This window comes from Psychrobacter sp. UBA3068, assembly GCF_002366815.1.
Lineage (GTDB): Bacteria > Pseudomonadota > Gammaproteobacteria > Pseudomonadales > Moraxellaceae > Psychrobacter > Psychrobacter namhaensis.
This window is the reverse complement of sequence record NZ_DFBY01000019.1, coordinates 40,080-52,424: the sequence shown is the minus strand read 5'-3', so window position 1 is coordinate 52,424 and position 12,345 is coordinate 40,080. Positions and strand designations below refer to the sequence as shown.

At 48.0% G+C, this 12,345-nt stretch carries 10 protein-coding genes; 8 read left to right on the top strand and 2 right to left on the bottom strand.

All coding sequences use genetic code 11. The features are described from left to right. Window positions 1–19: 19 nt before the first annotated feature. The gene (locus B2P60_RS04420; RefSeq protein WP_286739654.1) at window positions 20–757 is read right to left on the bottom strand and encodes a UTRA domain-containing protein; all 738 of its coding nucleotides are present in this window, start codon (window positions 755–757) and stop codon (window positions 20–22) included. A gap of 276 nt (window positions 758–1,033) precedes the next feature. Here B2P60_RS04420 and hutU point away from each other — a divergent pair, with 276 nt between their 5' ends. From hutU to hutI, 5 genes are all read left to right on the top strand, one after another. Next, window positions 1,034–2,734: a urocanate hydratase gene (gene hutU, locus B2P60_RS04415; RefSeq protein WP_286739721.1), complete on the top strand. Its 1,701-nt coding sequence runs from the start codon at window positions 1,034–1,036 to the stop codon at window positions 2,732–2,734. 32 nt (window positions 2,735–2,766) lie between these two features. Next, on the top strand, window positions 2,767–4,131 hold the full coding sequence (locus tag B2P60_RS04410) for a YjiH family protein (protein WP_286739653.1): 1,365 nt from the start codon (window positions 2,767–2,769) through the stop codon (window positions 4,129–4,131). Window positions 4,132–4,228: 97 nt separating this feature from the next. Continuing rightward, window positions 4,229–5,791 (top strand): histidine ammonia-lyase, encoded by a 1,563-nt coding sequence (gene hutH / locus B2P60_RS04405; RefSeq protein WP_286739652.1) that lies wholly within the window; start codon window positions 4,229–4,231, stop codon window positions 5,789–5,791. Window positions 5,792–5,824: 33 nt separating this feature from the next. Further along, window positions 5,825–6,883 (top strand): formimidoylglutamase, encoded by a 1,059-nt coding sequence (gene hutG, locus B2P60_RS04400; RefSeq protein ID WP_286739650.1) that lies wholly within the window; start codon window positions 5,825–5,827, stop codon window positions 6,881–6,883. A 51-nt stretch (window positions 6,884–6,934) separates the two neighbouring features. Next, complete coding sequence (gene hutI / locus B2P60_RS04395; protein WP_414706624.1) at window positions 6,935–8,257, top strand: imidazolonepropionase; 1,323 nt, start codon at window positions 6,935–6,937, stop codon at window positions 8,255–8,257. Between the two features lie 326 nt (window positions 8,258–8,583). Here the strand turns inward: hutI and gdhA are convergent, their stop codons facing one another. Next, window positions 8,584–9,930: an NADP-specific glutamate dehydrogenase gene (gdhA, locus tag B2P60_RS04390; RefSeq protein WP_286739649.1), complete on the bottom strand. Its 1,347-nt coding sequence runs from the start codon at window positions 9,928–9,930 to the stop codon at window positions 8,584–8,586. A gap of 470 nt (window positions 9,931–10,400) precedes the next feature. Between gdhA and B2P60_RS04385 the strand changes: the two genes are divergently transcribed. The 3 genes from B2P60_RS04385 to B2P60_RS04375 all read left to right on the top strand — a co-directional run bounded on the left by B2P60_RS04385 (window position 10,401) and on the right by B2P60_RS04375 (window position 12,283). Continuing rightward, window positions 10,401–10,763: a roadblock/LC7 domain-containing protein gene (locus B2P60_RS04385; protein ID WP_179797756.1), complete on the top strand. Its 363-nt coding sequence runs from the start codon at window positions 10,401–10,403 to the stop codon at window positions 10,761–10,763. A gap of 272 nt (window positions 10,764–11,035) precedes the next feature. Beyond that, window positions 11,036–11,530: a PAS domain-containing protein gene (locus B2P60_RS04380; RefSeq protein WP_286739648.1), complete on the top strand. Its 495-nt coding sequence runs from the start codon at window positions 11,036–11,038 to the stop codon at window positions 11,528–11,530. Between the two features lie 3 nt (window positions 11,531–11,533). Next, window positions 11,534–12,283 carry a PhnD/SsuA/transferrin family substrate-binding protein gene (locus B2P60_RS04375; RefSeq protein WP_230710695.1) on the top strand — a complete coding sequence of 250 codons (750 nt, stop codon included), beginning with the start codon at window positions 11,534–11,536 and terminating at the stop codon, window positions 12,281–12,283. The last annotated feature ends 62 nt before the right edge of the window (window positions 12,284–12,345 follow it).

Below are 12,345 nucleotides of genomic sequence, written 5' to 3'. Positions count from 1 at the left end.
GTGAGCGTGCGTCAGGTGCTTACAGTTCGCCTGAGAATTGATAACGATCACCAGCATGCCACATTTTGACAAAGGTCAACACTTGACCTGCCGAGTAGGTTTGGCGACGCAACACTAGGGTCGGCGACTGCGGTGCGATTTGTAAAAAACGGGCGATCTCGTCAGGTGCTGCTATTGCTCGAATGGTATAGCTGCCCCGCTCTAATGGACTTTTGGCAATTAAATACTCACTGGTATTGACCACGCTAAAATCTTGCGCCATAAATTCTGGGACTTTATGGGCGTCGACCCAGCGCTCTTCGAACTGGATGGGCTGACCATCCGCAAAATGGATGATTTTTACCTCATATAGCACGGGCGCATGACTGCTGTTATCTACGCCATGATCTTTATCTATATCAAATTTACGTCGCAGCTCCTCATCGAGCATATCAGCCGTCACCGCACGCTTGCTCACAACCTTCGCTTCGTAGTCACGATTGGCCGACTTTAAGTCTTGCGCGATATTACGCACCTCCACAAAGGTGTGATTGAACTGTTGCTGTGCGACAAATGTCCCCGACCCTTGCCGACGCTCCAGCACCCGCTCCGCGCTTAGCTCTTTTAAGGCGCGGTTGACCGTCATCCGCGACACTCCAAACTCCTCAGCCAGTGCCATTTCTGTAGAAATCGCATTGCCCGCTTGCCATTTACCAGAGTGGATATTGTCTAGTATGGCGTTTTTTATTCGTTGATACGCCGGTATCGTTTTTTTCATATCCGTCTTTAACCGTCAGTTCTGCTAGTAAGAATAACGCCATAATATCATGAGACTGCGCCACAAGCCTCAGCCAATACCCCAAAGCGCTCGGTATTTGCTAAATCGATCACAAAAATAATGAGGGCATCAATAAAAAAATCCTTGCATGAAAAAATAATCTTTGATAATTTGTATATACAACTTATTCATTGTACCAAATAACCTTTCTAAAAACTGTGTAAACAACCCCTCTATAAACAATCACAAGGACCGAGCATGACTACCAAGAACGGAATGAGTAACAACGCTGAATTCACCCGCCGTGATGAGAGTCGTGATATTGCCGCCCCCACTGGCAGTACACTTCACTGCAAGAGCTGGCTGACCGAAGCTCCTTATCGCATGCTACAAAATAACTTGCATCCTGATGTCGCTGAAAACCCAAAAAGTCTGGTGGTTTACGGCGGTATCGGACGTGCTGCGCGTAACTGGGAAAGCTATGACCAAATTTTAGCGTCTCTCAAAGAGCTAGAAGACGACGAGACATTATTGGTACAGTCAGGTAAACCGGTTGGTGTCTTCCAGACTCATGAAAACGCGCCGCGTGTCTTGATTGCCAACTCCAACCTTGTACCGCGCTGGGCGACGTGGGAGCACTTCAATGAGCTCGATCGCAAAGACTTATTTATGTACGGTCAGATGACTGCTGGTAGCTGGATCTATATCGGTACGCAAGGCATCGTTCAAGGTACTTATGAAACCTTTGTCGAAGCGGGTCGTCAGCACTATGATGGCAGCTGGGAAGGACGTTGGATTTTAACCGCGGGTCTTGGTGGCATGGGCGGTGCGCAGCCACTAGCCGCGACCTTTGCTGGAGCGACTTCTCTAAACATCGAATGCCAACAATCTAGTATCGATTTTCGTTTGCGCACCGGTTACGTCGATAAGCAAGCGGACGATCTTGACCACGCCTATGAGTTGATTAAACAGCATACGGCTGCTGGTGAAGCCATATCCATCGCGCTACTTGGTAATGCCGCAGATATATTGCCTGAGATGGTCAAACGTGCCCACGCAGGTGAAATCAAGCCTGATTTGGTCACCGATCAGACCTCAGCCCATGACCTGATCAATGGCTATCTGCCAAGTGGTTGGACGGTTGAAGAATGGAAAGCCGCTCAAGAAGACCCTGAGCAACACGCAGCCCTCACCAAAGTAGCCGCGGCCTCTTGTGCCACACACGTACAGGCGATTTTAGATCTGCAAGCGATGGGGGTTCCTGCAACCGACTATGGCAACAACATCCGTCAGGTGGCGTTTGATGAAGGGGTTAAAGACGCCTTTAATTTCCCCGGTTTTGTCCCCGCTTACATTCGCCCGCTGTTTTGCCAAGGCAAAGGCCCGTTCCGCTGGGTGGCGCTATCAGGTGATCCAGAAGACATTTATAAAACCGATCAAAAAATCAAAGAGCTGTTCCCTGAAAACACCCATGTCCATCGTTGGCTTGACATGGCAAAAGAGCGTATTCAATTCCAAGGTTTGCCTGCGCGTATTTGCTGGTTGGGTCTAGGTGAGCGTGACAAAGCAGGCCTCGCCTTTAACGAGATGGTCAAAAATGGTGAGCTAAAAGGCCCTATCGTCATCGGTCGTGACCATTTAGACACAGGCTCGGTTGCTAGCCCCAACCGCGAAACAGAAAGCATGAAAGATGGCTCAGATGCGGTATCTGACTGGGCGCTATTGAACGGCATGCTCAATGTCGCAGGCGGCGCGACTTGGGTATCATTGCATCATGGTGGCGGCGTTGGGATGGGTTACTCGCAGCACTCTGGCATGGTCATCGTCGCTGATGGTACGGATGCGGCCGCCAAACGCTTAGCACGCGTACTGGTCAATGACTGCGGCTCAGGGGTTATGCGTCATGCAGACGCAGGTTATGAGCTCGCCATCAAAACCGCTAAAGAGTATGGTCTAAACCTGCCGATGATTAAGTAGATCATCTAAAACCGTTTATCAAGGAGGATAACATGATCGAGCAAAATACGGCTACCACGATCGGCGCTGCGGCAGCGCCACCCCCACCAGAAAAACTACTGTCCAAACCTGTGGCGCTGATACAGCTTGTTGTGTTTAGTGCCATTGGCTTAATTATGTTTTTCGTGCCGTTTACCATTGGTGAAAAAAGCACGATCTTGTTCGATCATGGCGCGACCTACTTAGTGAATCAGCAGCACACGTTATCTGTCACCTTGCTATTTTTATTGATGCTTTATGGGGTTAGTAAGCCATTTATAGATGGCTCATGGCGCAAAAACATCACCCATATGATTATGACTGTGTTCAAAGTCATCGGTCTCATACTAGCAGTGATGTATATTACCGGTACTGCGCCTGCCGTTATGATGGAAACCGACATGCTGCCGTTTTTATTTGAAAAACTGGCCTTACCCGTCGGCATGATTGTGCCGCTTGGGGCGTTAATTTTGGCCTTTCTCGTCGGTTTCGGCTTGTTAGAGATGGTTGGCGTTCTTATGCAGCCCATTATGAAACCTATCTGGAAAACGCCGGGGTCATCGGCAATCGATGCGGTGGCGTCTTTTGTGGGTAGCTACTCTATTGGTCTACTGATCACCAATCGCGTGTATCTGCAAAAGCAGTATTCAGCGCGTGAAGCCATTATCATTGCCACGGGGTTTTCGACCGTCTCAGCCGCGTTTATGGTGATTGTGGCAAAAACGCTCGGTCTGATGGAATTTTGGAATGTGTTCTTTTGGTCGACATTGGTGATTACCTTTATTGTCACTGCCATTACCGCCCGTATTCCGCCGATCAGCCTTTTTGATGATGAGGTTGAGCGTCCCGACCTCGACCATACACGTGGCACACGACTGGCAGCAGCGTTTGATTTGGGTTTATCGACGTTGCGTCGCGCAACAGATCTCAAACAGATTTTATGGTCGAACTTTCGTGACGGTCTCACCATGGCAGCGGCGATTGTGCCTTCCATTATCGCTGTGGGCTTAACAGGACTACTATTGGCCAAATACACGCCAGTGTTTGACGCATTAGGTTTGCTACTCTACCCCTTTACATGGCTTGGCGGGTTACCCGAGCCGCTGGTGGCTGCCAAAGGTATGTCAGCAGGATTGGCGGAGATGTTTTTGCCAGCCTTATTACTCAGTGAGGCCGATATATTGACACGTTATGTGGCAGGCGTTATCTCCATTAGCAGTGTGCTGTTTTTTTCTGCCATGATTCCGTGTGTACTGGCAACCGAAATCCCAGTCTCTGTTGGCAAAATGGTCATCATTTGGTTTGAGCGCGTGGTTCTCAGTATTTTACTGGCTGCCGCATTTGGACAGCTGGCCATGTACCTAAATTGGATTGGATAAGAAACACCAGATTGGACAAAAAACTGAGATACCATACCTGCAACCACTGTATAGATAGCAAATCACTACTATCGCTTATAAAATTAGGATTACCCCCATGACTGATATCAAAAAATTCACACTACACCCGCGTAAGCTTAGCTTTGAGATGCTACGCGATATCTATGAGCAGCCTGTGGTGCTGACCCTGCCTGATAGTGCTTATGAGGCGATAGATGCGTCACACGCAGATGTACAGACCATCATTGCGCGTGACAAAAGCGCGTATGGTATCAATACTGGTTTTGGCCTGTTAGCAAAGACCCGTATTAGTGATGACCAGCTTGAGCTGCTACAGCGTAACCTGATCGTGTCGCACTCAGTGGGTACGGGCGAGGCGCTGCCAGACAGTGTGGTTCGCCTCATTATGGTGATGAAAGTTGCCAGCCTAGCGCAAGGGGTCTCTGGCGTACGACGCGCTGTGGTCGATAGCTTACTCGGCTTAATTAATAACCAAATTACCCCCAATATCCCTGCCAAAGGCTCAGTTGGTGCCTCTGGTGATTTGGCACCTCTATCCCATATGACGCTTGCCATGATGGGTGAAGGCCATGTTTATGTTGATGGTAAAAAAGTCCTCGCGGCCGACGCCTTGGCCCAGCACGGACTTGAACCAATCACTCTAGCGGCCAAAGAAGGTCTCGCCCTCATCAACGGTACACAAGTCTCAACGGCGCTCGCACTACGTGGCTACTTCTTAGCGCGTGACCTGCTTGAAACAGCGACCATCGTCGGCTCCATGTCTATTGACGCGGCCAAAGGCTCAGACTCGCCATTTGATGCCCGTATTCATGAAGTACGTGGCCATCATGGTCAAATTGAAATCGCCAAAGCACACCGTCAGCTCATCAAAGGCAGTGCCATTCGCGCCTCGCATGATGGCGAGCAAGACGATAGAGTACAAGATCCTTACTGCTTGCGTTGTCAGCCGCAGGTGATGGGCGCTTGCCTTGATATCATCAATCAAGCTGGCAAAACCTTACTCATTGAATCCAATGCCGTGACCGATAACCCACTCATTTTTAATAATGAAGACGGCCCTGTTGCCATCTCAGGGGGTAACTTTCATGCTGAACCCGTTGCCTTTGCCGCGGATACTTTAGCCTTGGCAATCGCCGAGATTGGTTCTATGTCTGAGCGCCGTGTGGCCTTGCTGATTGATGCGACTTTATCCGGTGGACTACCGCCATTCTTGGTTGATAATGCTGGGGTGAACTCAGGCTTTATGATTGCCCATGTCACAGCAGCAGCGCTGGCCTCAGAAAATAAATCCATCGCGCATCCCGGCAGTGTCGATAGTATTCCGACTTCTGCCAACCAAGAAGACCATGTATCGATGGCGACCTATTGCGCGCGCCGCCTATACGAGATGGCGCAAAACACCGCCACCATTATCGGTATTGAGCTATTGGCGGCTGGACAAGGGATCGACTTTCATCGTGGCCTAGAAACTTCAGAGATGTTGACGACCGCGCATCAAAAACTGCGCGCGCAAGTGGCTTTTTATGACAAAGACCGCTACCTAGCGCCTGATATCGAAGCAGCCAAACAGCTGGTATTAGATGGCACGCTGACTGAGCACTGGCAAGCACTGCGCAGTAATTGGTATGAGTCAAAATAAAGGCTCATTGAGCTTATGCTAAGGAGATCGACAATGACCATCGCAACTGTTAGCCACACTGTCGCCGATATGAATCGATGGACAGGAAGGGCAGAGCCATTTGAAACTGCTCGCGCCCGCTATTGGTATCAACTTGCCGAGCCTTATGAACAGCAACCTGTTGGGCTGATTGGTTTCGCTTGTGACCAAGGTGTCAGACGCAATCAAGGGCGCGTGGGTGCAAGAGCAGCACCGCCACTCATCCGTCAGGCATTTGCTGCGCTACCTGTCATCAAAGAGTTACAACAACGCTTTGATGGTCAATTGCCAACCTTATTAGGTGATGCAGGCGATATCCACTGTCATGACAATGATGATTTTGCGGCGAGCGTCCTTGAGGCGGCCCAAACCACGTATGCCAATAAGGTCAGCCACATTATTAAACAAGGCGGCCTACCCATCGGACTTGGCGGTGGTCACGCCATCGCTTATGGCAGTTTTTTGGGGTTGTGGCAGGCGTTAACGAAGAGGCATGATGATACTAATGAGAGCGCTATAAATAGTAAAACCGTCACGAGGACAACACCTACGATCGGGATTATTAATTTTGATGCGCATCTGGATATTCGCCAGTCGGATGTAGCCACCTCAGGAACGCCGTTTCGCCAAATTGCTGAGCACCTTGATACCCATGATCAGCCGTTTCATTATTGCTGCATTGGGGTCAGTCGGTTTTCGAATACCGCCGCCCTCTTTGATCGCGCCGAGCAATTAGGCGTACAGGTCATCAGTGACGAAGACTGCCATTATCAGCCTTGGGAGAGCTTGGCTAAGCAGATTGATACTTTTATCAGTCAGGTGGATGTGCTTTATATGACCATTGATATGGATTGTCTCCCCTCCAGCGTCGTCCCTGGTGTCAGTGCGCCAGCCGCTTATGGTATTGAGCTCAGTTTCGTTGAGCGCATGGTCAAACGTATCATGGCATCAAATAAAGTAAAAATGGCAGACATTGCCGAGATTAACCCTACCTTTGATGTTGATAACCGCAGCTGTAAAGTCGCTGCTCGTTTATTGGCAACTATTGTAGAACAGCACTTACTTGTCAGCTAAACGCACTGGCAAAACAATCAGGAGCATAGTATGACGAATACGACAAACCCAATGACGCCACACACAATGGAACACACACCTATCGACGATATCAGTATGGCATCGTTTGATCACATCATTATCAATGCCAATATCGCAACCTTTTCAGCACAGTATGGTTTCGATATTTATGCAAGTGATCGCACTGATAGCAGTCCATACGGCCAGCTAGAGAATGCAGCCCTCGGTATCAAAAACGGCAAGATTGCGTGGATTGGCGCACATGAGCAGATCACTCCTCACCTGTCTCAATATCAAGACCAGCAAATCACAGATGGCAATGGTAAATGGCTAACACCAGGGCTTATCGACTGTCACACTCACATCGTCTATGGCGGCAACCGCAGCAATGAGTTTGAAGCACGTCTGCAAGGGGTCAGCTACCAAGATATTGCTGCACAAGGCGGCGGTATTGTGGCAACCGTTAGCGCCACACGTGAGGCGAGCATCGAGACACTGTTTGCCCAAAGTGAAAAACGTCTGCTCGCGCTCATACAAGAAGGCGTCACCAGCATCGAAGTCAAATCCGGTTATGGCTTGGATTTAGACACTGAACGCAAAATGCTCACGGTCGCTCGTAAGCTTGGTGACAAACACGGGATTCATGTGAGCACCACCTATCTGGCCGCACATGCTCTGCCCCCTGAATATCAGTCTCACATGCAGGACCGTGCGGATGAGTATATCGAACAAGTCTGCGCGTGGCTGCCAATACTACATTCAGAAGGTTTAGTCGATGCGGTCGATGGCTTTTGTGAAAACATTGCCTTTAACACCGCTCAGATCAAGCGAGTGTTTGAGGTTGCACGCTTATTGGATTTGCCAGTCAAACTGCACTCTGAGCAGTTGTCTGATATAGGCGGTAGCGCCTTGGTCGCCGAGTACCAAGGTCTATCAAGTGACCATCTAGAGCACTTATCAGAAGCAGACATCAAAAAAATGGCCGCAAGCAATACCGTCGCGGTGCTGTTACCGGGCGCTTTTTATACCTTACGTGATACCAAATTGCCACCGATTGACGCCTTGCGTAAGTACCAAGTCCCGATGGCGATTTCAACCGATTGCAATCCTGGCACCTCACCACTCACATCGTTATTATTGGCGATGAACATGGGCTGTACGTTATTTTACTTAACGCCTGAGGAGGTACTGGCGGGGACAACGCTACATGCCGCACAAGCATTAGGGTTGTCAAATAAAGGTAAAATAGAGGTGGGCTGCGATGCGGATTTGGCCCTATGGGATATTACCCGCCCTGCCGATCTGGCTTATCAGATAGGGCTTAATCCTATTCAAGGTATTATGTCGCAAGGACGATGGCGTAAGGCCGTATAGACCAAGCAAAAAAATAGGCAAAGCAAAAAAGCCCCAATCATTATAAGATTGGGGCTTTGCTATTGGTAAGCATAAAAGACTTTATCGCCGCTAAGCACATAGTTTGCGATTAGGAACGTAAGCCGCGTATTTTTGACGGGCGGTACGCGGCATCTCACGTTGCGTAGCTATAAGCGTACCTCATCCCAATGGCGTGTTTTTAGACCACCATCTGGGTTGATCCATCAGCGCTCAATCGGACAGTATTAAAAATACCGCGCCTACTCATTTTAGTAGACGCGGTATGATGTCGTGGTAGTTATATCATGCTCAAGATTACATGCTGCTTAGTTTAAAATACCATAAGCAACCAGTGCATCGGCCACGCGTTTAAAACCTACAATGTTTGCACCCGCCATATAGTTGATATAGCCATTCTCAGTTTGACCATACTGTTCTGAGGCGTCAGCAGCGCTATCATGAATATTTTTCATAATGTTTTTGAGGCGCAAGTCTATCTGCTCAAAGGTTTTATATTGGCGTACTGAGTTTTGTGACATCTCAAGCGCAGATACAGCCACTCCGCCTGCATTGGCGGCTTTGCCTGGCGCATAGTGAACGCGGTGTAAACGAATGTAGTCAATCGCTTCAGCAGTCAGTGGCATATTAGCGCCTTCGACCACGTATTTGATGCCATTTTTGACCATGAGCTGAGCGTCGCCTTCATTGACTTCATTTTGCGTCGCTGATGGGATGGCAATATCCCCTTTAATTTGCCACGGTTTTTGTTTAGCAAGCCACTCACCGCCATAGACATCCACATAATCAGCCAATGGCTTACTTTTTGCTTTTTGCGCTTTAAGCCAATCAATTTTCTCTTGATTCAGCCCTGCTTCATCGTACAAGGTACCTTGTGAGTCTGAAACAGTGACGACTATGCCGCCAAGCATGTGAGCTTTTTCCGCTGCGTGTAATGAAACGTTGCCCGCCCCTGAGATTAGTACTCTTTTGCCTTTGATATCTTCGTTTTGCACGGCTAGCATATTCTCTAGGAAATACACAGCACCATAGCCTGTCGCTTCCGTACGCATCAAACTACCACCGAAACCAACACCTTTACCCGTTAGCACACCGCCGTATTCGCGTGTTAAATTTTTGTACATCGCAAACATGTAGCTGACTTCACGTCCACCTACACCAATGTCACCTGCGGGCACATCAATGTCTTTATTCACGTAGTGATGCAGCTCACGCATAAACGCATAACAAAAACGGCGGATTTCACTGTCCGTTTTGCCTTTTGGATCAAAGTCAGAGCCACCTTTGCCGCCGCCCATTGGCAAGCCAGTCAAAGCGTTTTTGAATATTTGCTCAAAACCTAAGAACTTGAGAACAGATTGATTGACGGTAGGGTGAAACCTAACCCCGCCTTTATAAGGGCCTAAGGCATTACTGAACTGTACGCGCCAGCCACGGTTGACTTGAACTTCGCCTTTATCATTCTCCCAGTTAATACGGAAGCAAATAATACGGTCAGGCTCAACGAGGCGCTCGAATATTTTAAAAGTATCGTATTCTGGATGTGCGTCATATAGCGGCGCTATAGTAATGGCAACTTCTTTTACCGCTTGCACAAACTCAGGTTGATGGGCATAACGTGCTTCGACTTTTTCGATGGCCTGACTGATACTCATATATCTTCCTTAGGGTAAAAATGGTGAACATGTTTACTTACATCAACGTCGTCTCGTCTAACAGACAACGAGAGGATTGTGGACGCCAATATAAGACTGGATTTGCCTCTACACGCTATTTAGTACAGAGACGATGGGATTGATAAAGCTGATTGGTGCTGGGTCTTATAACTCTAAAGCGATGATGGATTGGCTTGTATCCATTTAGCCTGACGGTACTGTAGAGCTCTTTTTAATCATTGAGCCTGTTGGAACGTATAAATAGCATCTACCTTTATACATGAAAAACGGACGAACGGTCAATAATCAAACTCGAACGGTATAAAAAACCAAAAACTTAGCTTTTTGTCTGTCTCAGTCTATATCAATATTAATAGTAAGGGTTTATAATAACGAACTTAGTCAACATTATTTCCACCCTTATTAACAGTTATTTTATCAACTGAATAACCCGTCATAGAGAAATCGATATGCGTACAGATTCGTTCCAGCAAATTTTGGAAGACCTAAACAGCTCATCAGCGGATGTAGAAGCATCTGCCCTCATTTCTAACGATGGCCTTATGATTGCCTCAGCACTACCGACCGGCGTTGATGAAGATCGCGTTGGTGCTATGTCAGCGGCTTTACTGTCATTGGGTGACCGTGCAGGTCGTGAGCTGGCACGTGGTGGTATCGATCGTATTATGATTCAAGGTGAAAAAGGCTATGTGATCATGACCTCATCGGGAGATGAAGCGGTGCTCACTATCATGGCGAAGCCAAATGCGAAGCTTGGTTTGATATTTTTGGACATCAAACGTGCCTCAGAGGCCCTTGCCAAACTTATCTGATTGGTAACGTCAGATTTTTGTCGATAGCACACTACTATTAGTCGCTATGTAACCTGACTGAATCCGTACTACTTTAAATCAAAACCGTGTGACTGTCTTATAAAAACTATTTAAGGTAACGCACACTATTTATGTCAGATGAACAGCGAATGTGTGCTGAGGGCTGCTAGTCACTAAACACCCGATTCACAATAAGTGATGTTATCGACGAGTACCACACCAGATTGGTTTTTTAATCATTGTGAATATAACGATAAATGAAGGAGATTACGATGGGTTCTCCAATCCCTGATGCACATAAACCTGAGTTGCCAGCTGAACAGATTATCTTGACTTACCATGATGGTACGTCACGGACTGTCTACGACACTGGTATTGAACGCGCCTACCCTGATGGCAAGCTGATTGTGTCACGTACCGACTTGAACGGTGTCATCACGCACGTCAACGATGCGTTTGTCGAGATTAGCGGCTACCATGTTGATGAGTTAATCGGTCAACAGCACTATATCTTGCGTCATCCTGACATGCCCAAAGCCGCTTATAAAGATTTGTGGGACACTGCCGCCGCTGGACAAAAATGGCACGGCTATGTCAAAAACTTGTGCAAAGATGGTAGCCATTATTGGGTCTATGCGACCGTCGTACCAAATATTCGTCGCGGCGAAACAGTGGGTTATACCTCTGTACGCCGCAAGCCATCACGCAGTAAAATTGAAGCTGCGATGGCTCAGTATGCCCAAATGAAACAAAATGAGGAAGGCTAAATCATGACGACACACAATATGTTAATCGCCCCAGATTTTTCGCCTGAGCGTTTTGCAGGCTGGCACATGTTTAATACGTTGATTCAGAAACGCGCTAATCTAAATATGCACCTGAACATCCCAGCATCACATGCCGAACAAGAGCAAGTCATTAATGCAGGGGATATTCAGGTCATTTATGCCAATCCGTTTGATGCCGCAACCCTAATCCGCGAGCAAGGATACCGCGCCGTTGCACGCCCCATCGGCAAATCGGATGAGATGGTCATTGCAGCGGGGGCAAACAGCGAGATCAATCGCCTAGAAGATATTCAGGCTGGTGCGACCGTAGCGATGGCAGATAACCGCGATGTTAAGCTGATCGGTTTGCGACTGTTAGAAGCCGTCGACATAGAAGAAGCCGACCTGCAGTGGGACGTCACTGAAACTTATCAAGCCGCCGCCCGTAAAGTCATCAAAGGTGACGCCCAAGCCGCCTTTTTCTTGGCAGAGATTTTCCACAGCTTCTCCCGTCTCACCAAAACCCAGCTAACCGTCCTCATCGAAAGTGATTTGGCTGATATCAGCCACGTGCTTTTGATCAAAGATGGGTTTTCTGATACACAGATTTTTATGGATGCCATTCTTAATTTGCACAACGATGACGAAGGCAAAGAAGCCTTGGCTGAACTTGGTATGCCGCAAGGGTTTGAAGCAATGACGGAAGAAGATGCTGAATTTATGATAGATTTGATGCAGACCTTACTTGATTAGCCATCAGTTAACATTTTGCCGCATCTTGTTTAGTTAGGTCATACCCTACAGCAGCTCAATAG